A 15,600-nucleotide genomic window follows, 5' to 3' on the forward strand; every position below is an offset into this window, starting at 1 on the left:
GTTTGCAGGCATCAACATTGAAACAAAATAGTACCGAAGCACCTTCAAAAACGAACTTTAAATAACATTTCACTTTGTTCAATCGACTAATTTCCAGCCCTTCCTACAGCACTCAAAGTTTAAGGCTGTCGCGCACCGAACTGACTTCGTCCTTGCTTGATTCGTAAGCTTCAGCCTGGCCTGCGTATGAAAAAACATAGGCCTTATCCGTATCGACCGCCCCGACCAACGTTTGCGACAGCACGTGCCGACCGTTCTCGGTGATTACACAGGTAGTTTCCAGCGCCTCGAGCCGGCTCAATGTAGTGGGATGCATCTTGGTGCACACACTTTGATAACCGCCTTGGGCAAAGTCCTTCTGGATGGATTTGCGCATTTCCAGTAGCACGCCCTGAAGGTTGACCGTATGCCCCGCTTCAATTGGGGTTCCCGTCAACTCCATGACCATCAGGGTCGCACCATTTTCATCGTTCTTTATCGCGCGCTGACGGGACACTGCCGAGGGCTGCGCCGGGGCTTGATCGTCCGGCACCACCTCCTCCACCTGCCAGCCGCTGGGCCAATGAATTTCAGGGTCGGCCGCCCATACGGCGGTGCTGCCCAACAACAGGCCCAGGGTACTTAACAGCGGTGCGCGAAATCCGATCATTGCGAAAAACACTCAAGGTTCAAGCGACAAAGTTTGGGCCCCGACGCCCGCTGCCCGCAAGGGCTGCGTGACCTTTTTCATTTGGCGCAGCAGGCCGGGCTGCGTATCATGGACCGGCTGCACGGATGCCAGCCGCAAGCCAAGGGATGCTCCAACCGGAGCCACGTTTGCCCCATTTTTCTCTGGAGGGCCCATGAGCCTGCACGAACTGAACACCTTCCCGGGCGTCACTGCCCAACCTGACACCGCCACCGCGAACTTCGTGTTCAACCACACCATGCTGCGGGTCAAGGACATCACCAAGTCGCTGGATTTCTACACCCGCGTCCTGGGTTTTTCCCTGGTTGAGAAACGTGACTTCCCGGAAGCCGAATTCAGCCTGTACTTCCTGGCCCTGGTCGACAAGTCCCAGATCCCGGCGGACGCCGCCGCCCGCACCCAGTGGATGAAGTCGATTCCGGGCATCCTCGAACTGACCCACAACCACGGCACCGAAAACGACGCCGACTTTGCCTATCACAACGGCAATACCGAGCCGCGTGGCTTTGGCCATATCTGCATCTCGGTACCGGACATTGTCGCCGCCTGCGCACGCTTTGAAGAGCTGGGCTGCGACTTCCAGAAGCGCCTGTCTGACGGCCGCATGAAAAGCCTGGCCTTCGTGAAAGACCCGGACGCGTACTGGGTTGAAATCATTCAGCCAACGCCGCTGTAAGGTTTCACAAGCAATAAAAAACCCCATGATCACTCATGGGGTTTTTCATTTCCGGGCCAGTATTTACGCCGGAGCGGAAGTGCGGATCAAGTGATCGAAAGCACTCAGGGAAGCCTTGGCGCCCTCGCCTACTGCGATCACGATCTGCTTGTACGGCACAGTCGTTACGTCACCGGCGGCAAAAACGCCTGGCAGCGACGTCTCCCCACGGGCATCGACAATGATCTCGCCACGTGGAGTCAGTTCCACAGTGCCTTTGAGCCAGTCGGTGTTGGGCAGCAAGCCGATCTGTACAAAGATGCCTTCCAGGTCGATCGTCTTGAACTCACCGCTGTCGCGATCCTTGTAGGCCAGGCCGGTAACTTTCTGGCCATCGCCCTTGACTTCACTGGTCAGCGCGCTGGTGATCACATCAACGTTCGGCAGGCTGTATAGCTTGCGCTGCAACACGGCGTCGGCGCGCAGCTTGCTGTCAAACTCAAGCAAGGTCACGTGGCTGACGATACCGGCCAGGTCGATGGCTGCTTCAACGCCAGAGTTACCGCCGCCGATCACCGCCACACGCTTGCCCTTGAACAGCGGACCGTCGCAGTGCGGGCAGAAGCACACGCCCTTGGCTTTGTATTCCTGCTCGCCCGGCACACCCATTTCACGCCAGCGGGCGCCGGTAGCCAGGATCACGGTCTTGGACTTGAGGGTCGCACCGCTTTCAAAACGGATTTCGTGCAGTTCACCAGCGTTCTTCGCCGGGACCAGCGCAGTGGCGCGCTGCAGGTTCATGATATCCACGTCGTACTGACGCACGTGGGCTTCCAGGGCGCTGGCCAATTTCGGCCCTTCGGTTTCCTGTACCGAGATAAAGTTCTCGATCGACATGGTGTCCAGCACCTGCCCGCCAAAGCGCTCAGCGGCAACACCGGTGCGGATGCCTTTACGTGCAGCGTAGATAGCAGCTGCCGAACCCGCTGGGCCACCGCCGACGACAAGCACGTCAAACGCGTCTTTGGCGCTGATTTTCTCGGCAGCTTTTTCGATGCCGCTGGTGTCGAGCTTGGCGAGGATTTCTTCCAGGCCCATGCGGCCCTGGCCGAAGTTCACACCGTTCAGGTAAACGCTTGGCACGGCCATGACCTGACGATCATCGACTTCGGCCTGGAACAACGCACCGTCGATAGCGACGTGACGGATATTCGGGTTCAGTACCGCCATCAGGTTCAGCGCCTGGACCACGTCCGGGCAGTTCTGGCACGACAGCGAGAAGTAAGTCTCGAAGCTGAACTCGCCTTTGAGGGCGCGGATCTGTTCAATCACTTCGACACTGGCCTTCGAGGGGTGGCCGCCGACTTGCAGCAGCGCCAGCACCAACGAAGTAAATTCGTGGCCCATCGGGATGCCGGCGAAACGCAGGCTGATATCGGCACCCGGGCGGTTGATGGAGAACGATGGCTTGCGCGCATCATTGCCATCTGTTTTCAGGGTAATCAGCGTGGTGAGGCTGGTTACGTCCTGCAAGAGAGCAAGCATTTCCTGGGATTTCGCACCGTCGTCGAGGGAGGCGACGATCTCGATCGGCTGGGTGACCCGTTCCAGGTATGACTTCAACTGAGCTTTAAGATTGGCGTCCAACATACGGGCGATTTCCTATTAATTCGGTTTATTGCAGACAAAAAAACGCCCGAGCGAATCTCGCCCGGGCGTTTTGAGGGCGGATGCAGCTTACTTAAGTGCGGTAACCCGCCCTTGGGACTTCACAGACTTAGATCTTGCCGACCAGGTCCAGGGACGGAGCCAGGGTGGCTTCGCCTTCTTTCCACTTGGCTGGGCACACTTCGCCCGGGTGAGCAGCAACGTACTGAGCGGCCTTGATTTTGCGCAGCAGCTCGGAAGCGTCACGGCCAACGCCGCCATCGTTCAGTTCAACGATTTTGATCTGGCCTTCAGGGTTGATCACGAAGGTGCCACGGTCTGCCAGGCCAGCTTCTTCGATCAGTACGTCGAAGTTGCGGGAGATGGTCAGGGTCGGGTCGCCGATCATGGTGTACTGGATTTTGCCGATGGCTGGCGAGGTGTTGTGCCAGGCAGCGTGGGCAAAGTGGGTGTCGGTGGAAACGCTGTAGATTTCGACGCCCAGCTTCTGGAATTCGGCGTAGTTGTCAGCCAGGTCTTCCAGTTCGGTTGGGCAGACGAAGGTGAAGTCGGCTGGGTAGAAGAAGACGACAGACCATTTGCCTTTCAGGTCAGCATCAGTCACGTCTACGAAGTTGCCGTTTTTGTAGGCGGTAGCTTTGAACGGTTTTACTTGGCTGTTGATGATAGGCATCGTTGACTCTCCGTCAGGTTTTGTAGAAGGGCTTAGTAAGTTGATGGGGTGAATCCTACCCACTCTCCCGGCCGATGGCTCATTGGCAAACCTGATGCTGACGATTGGTTTTCACTATTAGGCGACTGTATTAATAGAAGAAACCTTCAATCACTCAAGGGACGCGCGGGTCATGCCGAGAAAGGGCGTCGCCTCAACATAGCGCATGGCAGATTTCATGTCCTTCCAGCCGACGTAAGTCATCAGCGACTTCAAGTCCCAGCCGCTGCGATGGGCCCAGGTGGCGAAGCCCCGGCGCAGGGAATGGCTGGTGTATTGATCGGCCGCAATGCCGGCACGCTCCAGGGCCTGGCGCAACAGCGGGATCACGCTGTTGGGGTGCAGGCCCTCCTCACCCAGGTTGCCCCAGCGGTCAATCCCGCGAAACACCGGGCCACGCACCAGCGCCGAGGCACTGAGCCATTCGCTGTAGGCCTGTACCGGACACAGGCGCAACAGTGCCGGTGTCTGATAGGTGCGTCCAAGATTTTCCCGGTCGCTTTTACTGCGCGGCAGATACAGAGTGATGCCTGAGCCGGGCACCGCCTGCACATGCTCGATATTCAAGCGGCACAACTCATCGCTGCGAAAGCCACGCCAGAAACCCAGCAGGATCAACGCCGCGTCACGCTTGGCCCGCAGCCACCGGGGATGATCTTCGGCGCTTCGAGCATCGCGACCTTCCTGTTCGAGAAACTGAATAACCTGCTCCAGGTGCTGTAGCTGTAACGGCTCAGCCTGTTTTTCCTGGGCCGGATGCACGGCACGAATCCCTTTCAACACTTTGCGCACCACCGGCGCCTTGGTCGGATCGGGAAACCCCTGGCTGATATGCCATTGGGCCAGGGCCGACAAGCGCAGTTTCAGCGTGTTGACCGACAGCACACCCGCATGCGCCACCAGGTAGCGCGCCACACTGTCACTGGTCGCCGGCAGGAACCCACCCCAATTCACCTCGAAATGCTCGATCGCCGCGCGATAGCTACGGCGGGTGTTATCGCGGGTGGCCGCATTCAGATAACGGTCCAGCTCACTCATGCCTGTACTGCCATTGGAGGTTGTCCACTTCAAAACCTTGATCACACGGGATAATACGCCAATATCCCATCTGTTAAATCATCAATTTCAGGTGAAATTTAATCGTGATATAGTACGTATATACATACTACGTACCACAGTACTAAATCGACGGAGACTCCATGGCTCGCGGCGGCATCAATAAAGCAGTAGTTCAAACGGCACGCCTGGCGATTCTCGCCCGCGGCGAAAACCCCAGCATCGACGCAGTACGCATCGAGATGGGCAATACCGGCTCGAAAACCACGATTCATCGCTATTTGAAGGAGCTGGACGAAAGCGAAACCCGCCAGACCATCACCGAAGCGCCCATCGACGACGAGCTGGGTGAATTGGTGGCACGCCTGGCCCAGCGCCTGAAGGAGAAGGCTCAGGAGCCTATCGACCTGGCCCTGGCGCAGTTCCAGCAACAGAAAGCCGCCCTGCTCGCCCAGGCCGAAGAGCTGGAAGCCGCCCATAGCCAACTCAAGCAACAGTTCGATATCCAGGCGGCCGCCTTGGCCGATGAAAGCGCAGCCCTGCAAAGCACCCGTTCCAGCCTGCAAACCGAGCAAACCCGCAACGCTGGCCTGAGCCAGGCCTGCAGCGATTACGAGCTGCGGATCAACGACAAGGACGAGCAGATTCGCTCACTGGAAGAGAAACACCTGCATGCCCGGGATGCCCTTGAGCATTACCGCAACGCGATCAAGGACCAGCGCGAACAGGAACAGCGCCGCCACGAAGGCCAGTTGCAGCAGGTACAGGCAGAATTGCGCCAGGCCCAGCAGAGCGCGATGGTGCGCCAGGATGAAATCACCCAGTTGCATCGCGATAACGAGCGCCTGCTGATTGAGCACCGGGTTACGCTGAAAGAATTGAGTGCACGGCAGGAACAGGCTCGCCAGGACCGCGAACAGCAGCGTCAGTTGAGCGAACAGGTGAATGTGATCGACAGCGAGCGCACCCTGTTGCAGGAACGCTTGCGGGTTGCGCAGTTGGAGAATCAGGCACGCCAGGAAGCGCTGGCCGAGCACCAGCAGGCCAACAAAGCCCTGGAGCTGGACCTGGTCAAGGCCCAGGCCAGCATCGAGGCGCTGCGCCTGGCGGCCGTCGTTGCGACGACGCCAGAGGCAACTACCGAGGGCTGATTACTGCGCCACCGGCGTGCGCATGGTGACGAACTCTTCCGCCGCCGTAGGGTGCACGCCGATGGTTTCGTCGAAATGCTGCTTGGTCGCACCCGCCTTGAGCGCGATCGCCAGGCCCTGCACGATCTCGCCGGCGTCGGGGCCCACCATGTGGCAACCCAGGACCTTGTCGGTCTCGGCGTCGACCACCAGCTTCATCAGGGTCTTTTCCTGGCATTCAGTCAGGGTCAGCTTCATCGGCCGGAAGCGGCTTTCAAAAACCTGCACCTTGTGGCCGTCTGCCCGGGCCTGCTCTTCGCTGAGGCCCACGGTGCCGATGTTCGGCAGGCTGAACACCGCCGTAGGGATCATTGCGTAGTCCACCGGGCGATATTGCTCAGGCTTGAACAGTCGACGCGCCACAGCCATGCCTTCGGCCAGCGCCACCGGCGTCAGCTGCACGCGACCGATCACATCGCCAATCGCCAGGATCGACGGTTCGGCGGTCTGGTAGAGGTCATCCACTTCGACAAAGCCACGCTTGTCCAGCTTGACGCCAGTGTTCTCCAGCCCCAGGTTGTCGAGCATCGGACGGCGGCCGGTGGCGTAGAACACGCAATCGGTTTCCAGCACGCGACCGTCTTTCAAGGTGGCCTTGAGGCTGCCATCGGCCTGCTTGTCGATGCGCTCGATGTCGGCATTGAATTGCAGGTCGAGGCCGCGCTTGGTCAGCTCTTCCTTCAAGTGCGTGCGCACCGAGCCGTCAAAGCCGCGCAGGAACAAATCGCCGCGGTACAGCAGCGACGTCTGCGCGCCCAGGCCATGGAAAATCCCGGCAAACTCGACGGCGATGTAACCGCCACCGACTACCAGCACACGCTTGGGCAGCTCTTTGAGGAAGAACGCCTCGTTGGAACCGATCGCGTGCTCGCGCCCCGGGATTTCCGGGATCTGCGGCCAGCCACCAGTGGCCACCAGGATGTGTTTGGCGGTGAAGCGCTCACCGTTGATTTCCACCTGGTGCGGGTCTACCAGCCGCGCATGCCCTTCGTGCAGGGTCACGCCGCTGTTGACCAGCAAATTGCGGTAGATGCCATTAAGACGGTTGATCTCGCGATCCTTGTTGGCGATCAGGGTCGCCCAGTCAAAGTTCGCTTCACCCAGTGACCAGCCAAAACCGCTGGCTTGCTCGAAGTCTTCGGCGAAATGCGCGCCGTACACCAAGAGCTTCTTCGGCACGCAGCCCACGTTCACGCAGGTACCGCCCAGGTAGCGGCTTTCAGCCACTGCCACCTTGGCGCCAAAACCGGCAGCAAATCGTGCAGCGCGCACACCGCCGGAACCGGCGCCAATTACATAAAGGTCAAAATCGTAGGCCATTTCACTCTCCTCGGCAGGACAACAGCATACCTGCTTACATGAGGCCGAAAAACGAAAAAGCCACCCGAAGGTGGCTTTCTCAGATCAGGCAGGCAACTTGAATCAGTAAGCCTTGCCAGTCTTGTAGAAGTGCTCGTAGCAGAAGTTGGTCGCTTCGATGTAGCCTTCAGCGCCACCGCAGTCAAAGCGACGACCCTTGAACTTGTAGGCAATCACGCAACCGTCTTTAGCCTGCTTCAACAGGGCGTCGGTGATCTGGATCTCGCCACCCTTGCCCGGCTCGGTTTCTTCGATCAGCTTGAAGATGTCCGGGGTCAGGATGTAGCGACCGATGATCGCGAGGTTCGACGGAGCATCTTCCGGTGCCGGCTTTTCAACCATGTCGCGTACGCGGATCAGGCCATCACCAATATCGTCGCCGGCGATTACGCCGTACTTGTTGGTTTCCTGAGGGTCAACCTCTTGAACTGCAACGATGGTGCAGCGGTACTTCTGGTACAGCTTGACCATCTGGGTCAGGACGCCGTCGCCTTCCAGGTTTACGCAAAGGTCGTCGGCCAGTACCACGGCGAACGGTTCGTCACCGATCAGCGGGCGACCGGTCAGGATCGCGTGGCCCAGACCTTTCATTTGGGTCTGGCGGGTGTAGGAGAACGAGCACTCGTCGAGCAGTTTACGGATGCCGACCAGGTATTTTTCCTTGTCGGTGCCCTTGATCTGGTTTTCCAGCTCGTAGCTGATGTCGAAGTGGTCTTCCAGGGCGCGTTTGCCACGACCAGTCACGATGGAGATTTCGTTCAGACCGGCATCCAGTGCCTCTTCAACGCCGTACTGGATCAGTGGCTTGTTCACCACCGGCAGCATCTCTTTGGGCATGGCCTTGGTCGCTGGCAGGAAGCGAGTGCCGTAACCGGCTGCTGGGAACAAGCATTTCTTGATCATATGAGTCCTTACAAAGGGCTGTGCGTACGAAATTCGGCGCAGTCTAATCAGGCCGCAGTCACCTTACAATGGGTCCTGCTGGCGTTGCGATGTCAACATAGAGAAAAAATGTCGGCGTAAGTTCCGCCGGCATTCAATCAAGTGCCTTCGACGCTGTTAAAAATCGTCGGCTTGCGCCCGTCATTCAAAGGGCTTCAACCTTTTTAGCACGCTTTATGGCGATCGGCACTGACCTGCAACAACTTGCGCCGCCCCACGCCGTTTGGCGCTATCATTGCAGCCTGAACCAAACAACGAGATTGATAGATGTCAGAACCAAAAGGCGTGAACGGCTACCTGATCACCAAGCGAGCGGATGGCTGGCACCTGATCAACTTCCACGGCGACAGCGTTGCCGGGGCATTCGCGAGCGAAGCCCAAGCCATAGCGGTGGCCGAAGTGTTTGTGGATGAAGCAGGCCACGCGTCGAGCAAACGTCCCAAGACCAAGTAATACCCGCAGTAACGCCAATCAAGCCTCGTTTAACGGGGCTTTTTTGTGTTTGTCTGTACGTTGATGGCGGTTCGCTATAATCTCGCCTGAAACGCCCCACGACAGTGTCCGCGCTCCCCTCCAACACCCTGATGACGACTCCTACATGAACAAGATCCTGGCACTGATTGCGGTACTGGCGCTTACCGGTGGCTGCACCACCACCTCCGACACCGTCCTGAAAAATGGCGAACAAGGGCTGGCCATCGATTGCTCCGGCGAAGCCAACTCCTGGGCCAGCTGCTATGAAAAGGCGGATGCGTCCTGCGCGGGCACCGGCTACCGGATTGTCGGCACCGAAGGCACGCCGGCCCTGAAAGAAAGCGACAAGACCCTGGGCAAGGATGTGGGCAACTATAAAACCCGCAGCGTGACCGTCGTCTGCAAATAATTACATGTGAATTTCGGCGAACTTGATCCCCAGGCCGCGAATGGTCTCGATCAGGTCGTCCAGGCGAGAAAAGGATTCGACTTCGTCCTGGTCATCCACCAGGAAATAGCTGCGGCCGCCGCTCTTCTTGAAGAACACGATCCACTCGCCCGTATCCGCGGGATTTTGAATCACATGGGTCGCAGAAATATGCCCCCCTGCATGCCGTTCTCTGACTTGCTCACGCTTCATGACTGAACTTCCGAAAAGACAATGCCGCTGTTTCAGCGGCATTTTTTGTGTGGATTATCGACAGTTTAACGGATGCCTTGGCCGATCAGCACGCCATCGACCGTCTGCCCGTAAAGATTGACGCCATCATTGGCGTGAAACTTCACCCGGGTTTTCTCCACGGAGCCCTCCACCAGGCGCGGATCCTGAGGCCGCTCGTGGCTGTTCACATAGCCCGCTACGTCCCACGCCTGCTGATCGGTCAGGCTGCCGCCCTGGCCCAGGGGCATGTTGTGCTTGATGAAGGACGCTGCCGTGTTGATCCGGTGCATACCGGCACCCCAGTTGTAGGAGTCTTTACCCCAGAGTGGCGGCATCACGTAGCTGTCACCGACTTTCTGGCCCTGGCCTTCGGCACCATGGCACACCGCGCACTGGCCTTTGTAGACCTCCGCGCCCTGGGCCAGGTTGTAACCCTTGGCGGGAGTCGGCACATCCGGATAGCCACGCCCCGGCAACTCGACCCCCAAAGGCGCCTTGCTCGCCAGCCAGTAGGCATACACCGACAGCGCGGTAATCTCCGGGCTGTCTGCAGCCGGTGGCGTGCCGCCATTCATGCTGAACTGGAAACAGCCCTGCAGGCGCTCGGCAAAGGTGTTGACCTTGTCGTTCTTTTTTCGATAGGCCGGGTACATCGGGTAGGCCCCCCACAGCGGCGCCGAATTGGCCAGGCGACCCTGGTCCAGGTGGCAGTTGCTGCAATTAAGGCCATTACCGACAAACTGCGGCGCCAGGCGCTTGGTGTCGACAAACAGCGCGTAACCCTGTTTCACCAGTTTGCCGTAGGCATTGTCCGGCAGTTCACTCTCTTTCGGCGGCTGAAACTGCGCTGCAGCGGGGTGAGCGGCTGGCTGCAACTGTGACTGGTCCTCCATGGCGATGGTCGCGGCATGGGTCGGCACACTGATCAGGGTTCCCAGCAACGCAGCAAACAAAAAGCGCTTCATGGCTTGGCCTCCTGGCCGCTCAACGACGCAAAATAGGTGGCCACGGCCTGCACTTCTTCAGCGCTGAGGGATTTGGCGACATGCCCCATCAGATCGTTCGGATCGTTATGGCGTGTACCACTGCGCCAGGCGTTCAACTGCCCCGCCAGGTAGGCTGCCGATTGGCCGGCCAAGGGTGGAAACGCATCGCCGACACCCACGCCGGCCGGCCCATGACAACTGACGCAAGCCGGAATCTGGCGCTCCCATGCGCCTTGCAGGGCGATTTTTTGCGCAGCGTCAGTGGGCAAATCGCTGCGGTGCACCGGGGCAGGCGCCGGCGCGGGCATTGCCGCCAGCGCCTGGGTCACGGCGCTGATTTCTTCTTCCGTCAGTGCGCTGGCCAGCGGTTGCATCACGGGACTGTTGCGCGTGCCGCTTTTGAAATCCTGTAGTTGCTTGCGCAAATAACCCGCAGGCAAACCGGCCAAGCGCGGAAAACCCGCCGCCGCCAGCCCCAGGCCATCAGCCCCGTGGCAAGCCACACAGGGCGCCGCTCCCGGCTGGGAACCGCCCTGAGTAAACACGTTTTTTCCCTCTAGCGCGTGGGCATTGCCCAATAACAGCAGTAACGCGCCACCCATCAGAACTCGTTCCAGAGACATCATCACGACTCCATTTTTATAGTTATATGCTTAGTCGAATTAGGCATAAGCCTACAAATGGTAGGGTAATGGTCCGATAGCTACAACACTCAAAACCTACAGAAAGGGACTACACACAAAAAACACGCACAAAAAACCCGACACTGCGATTGCAGGCCGGGCTTTTTGAGCGGATTCGAAGGTGTGCGGCTTACAGGCTCAACCGGAAATGCAAGCCTCCCCCGCTGCCTTCACGTCACCTGGGCGAATAGGCACATTGGACATGCTCTCGTAGAGCTTGATGCTGCTGCCGCTGGAGCGCTCTTCAATTTCGAAGATAGCCGACGGATCAGCAGAGAACTTCTGCGGCACAATCACTTGCACACCATCCTTGTGGGGCTCGATCTGCGATGGCCGGCGGGTTTTGGACAGTTTCTGGACCACACACGCCGCGTATTCCTGCGGCTTTTTGCCAGAGATCACTGCCAGCGTCGGTGGGGTCTGCTTGATATCCGCCACCGAAGCACATCCACCCAACGCCAGGGCCAGAACCAACACACTCCACTTCATATAAAAAACCTCCGATAAAGACCCTACGACAGCGGGGAAGGTATTTTTCTCCCGCCCACGTTGGATTTATCCCTGATAACTCGGTAAATAACTGTTTTAAATTGTCGAAGTCGTCGACGACGGTCCGATAATAAACGTGCTGGGGCTGATAAACTCTATCTTAACCTACGTATCGTTCTGATTTTTCAGAAAAAGCCCTTCTGGAGACACCCCATGAAATTCATCCACCAGCGCGAACACCTTAATGAGGGAGACATTGTCGTCATTGAATGCTCGCAAACCTGCAACATCCGCCTGATGAGCGACGCCAACTTTCGCAGCTTCAAGAACGGCGGCCGCCATACCTACCACGGCGGCGCGTTTGACAAGTTCCCGGCAAAAATCACCGCGCCGAGCACCGGGTTCTGGAACATTACCCTGGACGTCGTGACCCGCCGCGCCATCAGCGTGACCAAGAAGCCGACCTTGTCCCACAAGATCCGCATCGTGCGCCGTACCAATTCTAAACTGAGCTGACAGGAATGCCCGTGACCACCACCAAATATGTGATCAAGTACAAACTCAACGGTGAGCGCCGTTTCGAATTCGCCCAACTGCAAGCTGGCAGCATCGAGGAAGCCAAGGAAGCCCTGGCGAAAATCCACGATGCCAGCGATGAAATCACTGATATCAATGTAAGCAAGGCCCTGTAATTCGAGCGCAAGCATCGGAGTGTCATGACACGGGTGACTTCCTAGACTGGCCGCCTTTATCCGCTGCCACAGGAACTCGTCGATGTCTTCTACCCCACTGCAAGAGCGCCTGGCCAATCTGGACTGGCGCGCGATCGAGCAGGACCTCGATCAACAGGGCAACGCACTGATTCCTGCCTTGCTGAATCAGCATGAGTGCGCTGAACTGAGCGGCCATTATCCCCGACACGACCTGTTTCGCTCCCATGTGCTGATGGCCAGGCACGGCTTTGGCCGGGGCGAGTACAAGTATTTCCGCTATCCGCTGCCACCACCGATCAGCGAGCTGCGTGAACAGCTGTATGGGTACCTGGCGCCCCAGGCCAATCGCTGGAACGAACAGATGAACCTGCCCATCACCTACCCGGCCGATCATGCCCGGTTCATCGCCCGTTGCCACGCTGCCGGCCAGCAGCGCCCTACCCCGTTATTGCTGCAATACGGCCCGGGCGACTACAACTGCCTGCACCAGGATCTGTATGGGGAACACGTGTTTCCCCTGCAAGTTGCCATCCTGTTGTCCCAGCCGGGAGAGGACTTTCGTGGCGGGGAGCTGGTATTGACGGAACAACGCCCAAGAATGCAATCCCGGGCGCAGGTGGTCCCGCTGAACAGGGGCGACGCGGCGATCTTCGCGGTCAACCAGCGGCCGATGCCCAGTGTGAGGGGGTTTCATCGGGTGACCTTGCGTCATGGGGTCAGTGTTCTGCACAGTGGCACGCGGCATACCTTGGGAGTGATTTTTCACGATGCGCAGTAAGACCCATCCCGGCACCACCGCCGATCTGTTTGCCGACGAGGCCTTGCAGCAGCCCTCGGGCCGCGAACAAATCGGTGAGCAGTCCTACGTCCTCAGGGGTTATGCCCTGCCCTGGGTCGAGCGTTTGCTGCCGGAACTGCGACGCGTATTGGCTCAATCGCCGTTCCGGCAAATGGTCACGCCGGGCGGCTTTACCATGTCGGCGGCGTTGAGCAGTTGCGGCGAGTTGGGCTGGACAACCGACCCTACCGGCTATCGCTACTCTGCGATTGACCCCAACAACCAACAACCCTGGCCAGCCCTGCCTGCCACATTGCGCCAACTCGCCGTGATGGCGGCGGCAGATGCGGGTTTCGATGACTTTGAGCCGGATGCCTGCCTGATCAACCGGTATGTGCCCGGGGCCAAAATGTCCCTGCACCAGGACAAGAACGAGCGCCGCTACGCAGCCCCTGTGGTATCGGTATCACTGGGGCTGCCGGCGATCTTTCTGTTCGGCGGCCATGAACGCAGCGACAAGACGCAAAAGGTCTCGTTGTTCCATGGCGACGTGGTGGTGTGGGGCGGTGTGGATCGCCTGCGGTTTCACGGCGTCATGCCGATCAAGCCTGGCACGCATCCAGTCATGGGGCCGCAACGCATCAACCTGACATTCCGAACCGCCGGATGAATTTGACCGCAAGCATCGGAGTGATGCGAATGCCCCACGGGACTAACCTGGCACTCTTCATCCAGGAGCCATCACCATGACCGCGCCTCACGCCACCGAACTCGATCCCCGCTGGGCCGCCATCGTCGCCCGCGACGCCAGAGCCGACCTCACTTTCGTCTATGGCGTGAAAACCACCGGTGTGTACTGCCGCCCCAGCAGTTCCGCACGGCGGCCGCGCCCGGAGAACGTCGAGTTCTTTGACACCCCGCAACAGGCCGAAGCCGCGGGCTACCGGCCCAACAAACGTTCGTCGGGAGACCAGACCCAGGTGGCTGCACGCCATGCACAACTGGTGGCCGCCGCCTGCCGGCACATCGAACAGGCCGAAACCTTGCCGCCCCTCGAAGCCCTGGCCGACCTCGCCGGCCTGAGCCCGTTCCATTTCCACCGGGTGTTCAAAGCGGTGACCGGCCTGACACCCAAGCGCTACGCCAGCGCCCATCGCTCGCGCAAGGTACGCGACGGGCTCAAGGACCAGCACTCGGTGACCGATGCGCTGTATGACGCCGGGTTCAACTCCAACAGCCGCTTTTACGAGGCTGCCGACCAATTGCTCGGCATGAAGCCTCGCGACTACAAGGCGGGCGGCACCAACACGGACATTCGCTTTGCCGTCGGCGAATGCTCATTGGGCGCAATCCTGGTGGCGCAGAGCAATCGCGGCGTGTGCGCGATCCTGCTGGGGGATGACCCGGACAAACTGGTGCGTGACCTGCAGGACCAGTTTCCTCGCGCCAACCTGTTGGGGGCCGATCATGACTTCGAACGACTGATTGCCCAAGTGGTGGGTTTCATTGAGGCGCCGGCCCTGGGCCTGGACTTGCCCCTGGACCTGCGCGGCACCGCGTTCCAGGAACGGGTCTGGCAGGCCCTGCGGGAAATTCCGGTGGGTTGCACCGCCAGCTACGCCGAGATCGCCCAGCGTATCGGCGCACCTACCGCCTACCGCGCCGTGGCCCAGGCCTGTGGCGCCAACAGCCTGGCCGTGGCGATTCCCTGCCACCGTGTGGTGCGCGCCGACGGTAACCTGTCGGGCTATCGCTGGGGCGTTGAGCGCAAACGGCAATTGCTGGAGCGCGAAAGCCCGGCAGAATCCTGAAGACGGTTACTGGAGTTTACGTTTGCGAAACTCCGCTACCTTATGCCGGTTGCCACACAGCGCCATGCTGCACCAGCGGCGCTTGTGGCCCTTGGTACGGTCGTAGAACCACAGCACGCACTCGGGATGCTCACAGGTGCGAATCAGGCCGAAATCCCCTTCCACCAGCAACGTCGCGGCGGCTTCGGCAATCGGCGACAAGAATTGCTCAGCCGTTTGCTGTTTGCGCTGGCGCTCCAGGCGTAACTCACCGGGCGCCGGCCAAGCCAGCTGCGGGTGGCTGACCGCCTTGCGCAAAAATCCATTCAGTGCGCCAGGGTCGCCCTGCTCTCCGGCCTTGCGCTGTTCCAGCAACAGCCGGATCACTTCCCGCAATCCTCGCGCCGCGCCCAGCAAAGCGCCCTTCTCGAACACCGGCACCGCGCCCTCATCGCACCAGCCAAGTCGCACCAGCCAGCGTTCGACATCGCCATCGCCTTGCCAGAATTCAAAGGGCACGCCGTCGACATTGGCCCGGGTGTTGAGCATGTCCAGCACCGGGTGGTCGGCCAGAACGTAGGGTTCCAATGGGGATGGGGTAATAGCGGTCATGGCGAGTCCTCTGCAAGTCCGCGTCATCGTAACCGTTGATTGCGCTTTTGGATAGTTACAGAATGCGCAAAAAAGTAACCCTATAAATTAATTTGACAGGTTACATTTTCCAGCGCAGGCTGAAATCCAGTAACCCAAAATATA

General features: G+C 59.1%; 20 protein-coding genes. 9 read left to right on the forward strand and 11 right to left on the reverse strand.

Annotated elements, in window-relative coordinates; all coding sequences use genetic code 11:
* Positions 1–112: 112 nt before the first annotated feature.
* Complete coding sequence (locus M2400_RS25245; RefSeq protein WP_177046411.1) at positions 113–649, reverse strand: DUF4946 domain-containing protein; 537 nt, start codon at positions 647–649, stop codon at positions 113–115.
* A 193-nt stretch (positions 650–842) separates the two neighbouring features.
* Here M2400_RS25245 and gloA point away from each other — a divergent pair, with 193 nt between their 5' ends.
* Positions 843–1,364, forward strand: coding sequence for a lactoylglutathione lyase (gene gloA, locus M2400_RS25250; protein WP_259198850.1), 522 nt, complete (start codon positions 843–845; stop codon positions 1,362–1,364).
* A 63-nt stretch (positions 1,365–1,427) separates the two neighbouring features.
* Here the strand turns inward: gloA and ahpF are convergent, their stop codons facing one another.
* The 3 genes from ahpF to M2400_RS25265 all read right to left on the reverse strand — a co-directional run bounded on the left by ahpF (position 1,428) and on the right by M2400_RS25265 (position 4,761).
* Positions 1,428–2,993: an alkyl hydroperoxide reductase subunit F gene (gene ahpF, locus M2400_RS25255; protein WP_177046415.1), complete on the reverse strand. Its 1,566-nt coding sequence runs from the start codon at positions 2,991–2,993 to the stop codon at positions 1,428–1,430.
* A 127-nt stretch (positions 2,994–3,120) separates the two neighbouring features.
* A complete protein-coding gene (gene ahpC / locus M2400_RS25260) occupies positions 3,121–3,684 on the reverse strand; it encodes an alkyl hydroperoxide reductase subunit C (RefSeq protein ID WP_003173835.1) in 564 nt (187 codons plus the stop codon).
* A 150-nt stretch (positions 3,685–3,834) separates the two neighbouring features.
* A complete protein-coding gene (locus M2400_RS25265) occupies positions 3,835–4,761 on the reverse strand; it encodes a site-specific integrase (protein ID WP_259198849.1) in 927 nt (308 codons plus the stop codon).
* 161 nt (positions 4,762–4,922) lie between these two features.
* Here M2400_RS25265 and M2400_RS25270 point away from each other — a divergent pair, with 161 nt between their 5' ends.
* On the forward strand, positions 4,923–5,930 hold the full coding sequence (locus M2400_RS25270; protein WP_259198848.1) for a DNA-binding protein: 1,008 nt from the start codon (positions 4,923–4,925) through the stop codon (positions 5,928–5,930).
* On the opposite strand, the gene gorA is transcribed toward M2400_RS25270, so the two are convergent.
* Together gorA and galU are read right to left on the reverse strand one after the other, a co-directional pair.
* Entirely contained in the window at positions 5,931–7,289 is a 1,359-nt protein-coding gene (gene gorA / locus M2400_RS25275) for a glutathione-disulfide reductase (RefSeq protein WP_177046421.1), read from the reverse strand.
* Between the two features lie 102 nt (positions 7,290–7,391).
* Positions 7,392–8,231, reverse strand: coding sequence for a UTP--glucose-1-phosphate uridylyltransferase GalU (gene galU, locus M2400_RS25280; RefSeq protein WP_003212579.1), 840 nt, complete (start codon positions 8,229–8,231; stop codon positions 7,392–7,394).
* A 306-nt stretch (positions 8,232–8,537) separates the two neighbouring features.
* On the opposite strand from galU, the gene M2400_RS25285 reads away from it, so the two are divergent.
* Complete coding sequence (locus tag M2400_RS25285; protein ID WP_010171394.1) at positions 8,538–8,723, forward strand: hypothetical protein; 186 nt, start codon at positions 8,538–8,540, stop codon at positions 8,721–8,723.
* A gap of 145 nt (positions 8,724–8,868) precedes the next feature.
* Positions 8,869–9,153: a hypothetical protein gene (locus M2400_RS25290; RefSeq protein ID WP_003212581.1), complete on the forward strand. Its 285-nt coding sequence runs from the start codon at positions 8,869–8,871 to the stop codon at positions 9,151–9,153.
* Here the strand turns inward: M2400_RS25290 and M2400_RS25295 are convergent, their stop codons facing one another.
* The 4 genes from M2400_RS25295 to M2400_RS25310 all read right to left on the reverse strand — a co-directional run bounded on the left by M2400_RS25295 (position 9,154) and on the right by M2400_RS25310 (position 11,563).
* Positions 9,154–9,384: a hypothetical protein gene (locus M2400_RS25295; RefSeq protein WP_010171395.1), complete on the reverse strand. Its 231-nt coding sequence runs from the start codon at positions 9,382–9,384 to the stop codon at positions 9,154–9,156.
* A 65-nt stretch (positions 9,385–9,449) separates the two neighbouring features.
* Positions 9,450–10,370, reverse strand: a complete 921-nt coding sequence (locus tag M2400_RS25300) for a c-type cytochrome (protein ID WP_259198847.1) — start codon at positions 10,368–10,370, stop codon at positions 9,450–9,452.
* Positions 10,367–11,017, reverse strand: a complete 651-nt coding sequence (locus M2400_RS25305) for a c-type cytochrome (RefSeq protein WP_177046433.1) — start codon at positions 11,015–11,017, stop codon at positions 10,367–10,369. The genes M2400_RS25300 and M2400_RS25305 overlap by 4 nt, the downstream gene beginning before the upstream one ends.
* A gap of 195 nt (positions 11,018–11,212) precedes the next feature.
* Complete coding sequence (locus M2400_RS25310) at positions 11,213–11,563, reverse strand: hypothetical protein (protein ID WP_003212585.1); 351 nt, start codon at positions 11,561–11,563, stop codon at positions 11,213–11,215.
* A 213-nt stretch (positions 11,564–11,776) separates the two neighbouring features.
* Here M2400_RS25310 and M2400_RS25315 point away from each other — a divergent pair, with 213 nt between their 5' ends.
* The 5 genes from M2400_RS25315 (at position 11,777) to ada (ending at position 14,865) form a co-directional block, all read left to right on the forward strand.
* Positions 11,777–12,079 carry a DUF1883 domain-containing protein gene (locus M2400_RS25315; protein ID WP_003212586.1) on the forward strand — a complete coding sequence of 101 codons (303 nt, stop codon included), beginning with the start codon at positions 11,777–11,779 and terminating at the stop codon, positions 12,077–12,079.
* A gap of 11 nt (positions 12,080–12,090) precedes the next feature.
* Complete coding sequence (locus M2400_RS25320) at positions 12,091–12,255, forward strand: hypothetical protein (RefSeq protein ID WP_177046340.1); 165 nt, start codon at positions 12,091–12,093, stop codon at positions 12,253–12,255.
* A gap of 82 nt (positions 12,256–12,337) precedes the next feature.
* Entirely contained in the window at positions 12,338–13,054 is a 717-nt protein-coding gene (locus M2400_RS25325; protein ID WP_259198846.1) for a 2OG-Fe(II) oxygenase, read from the forward strand.
* Positions 13,044–13,724, forward strand: a complete 681-nt coding sequence (alkB, locus tag M2400_RS25330) for a DNA oxidative demethylase AlkB (RefSeq protein ID WP_177046437.1) — start codon at positions 13,044–13,046, stop codon at positions 13,722–13,724. The genes M2400_RS25325 and alkB overlap by 11 nt, the downstream gene beginning before the upstream one ends.
* A gap of 76 nt (positions 13,725–13,800) precedes the next feature.
* Positions 13,801–14,865 carry a bifunctional DNA-binding transcriptional regulator/O6-methylguanine-DNA methyltransferase Ada gene (ada, locus tag M2400_RS25335; RefSeq protein WP_259198845.1) on the forward strand — a complete coding sequence of 355 codons (1,065 nt, stop codon included), beginning with the start codon at positions 13,801–13,803 and terminating at the stop codon, positions 14,863–14,865.
* 6 nt (positions 14,866–14,871) lie between these two features.
* Here ada and M2400_RS25340 read toward each other — a convergent pair whose 3' ends face one another.
* Positions 14,872–15,456 (reverse strand): ABATE domain-containing protein, encoded by a 585-nt coding sequence (locus M2400_RS25340; RefSeq protein WP_177046446.1) that lies wholly within the window; start codon positions 15,454–15,456, stop codon positions 14,872–14,874.
* Positions 15,457–15,600 lie beyond the last annotated feature (144 nt).

Origin of the sequence: Pseudomonas sp. BIGb0558, assembly GCF_024807515.1 — a bacterium.
Taxonomy (GTDB): domain Bacteria; phylum Pseudomonadota; class Gammaproteobacteria; order Pseudomonadales; family Pseudomonadaceae; genus Aquipseudomonas; species Aquipseudomonas yamanorum_A.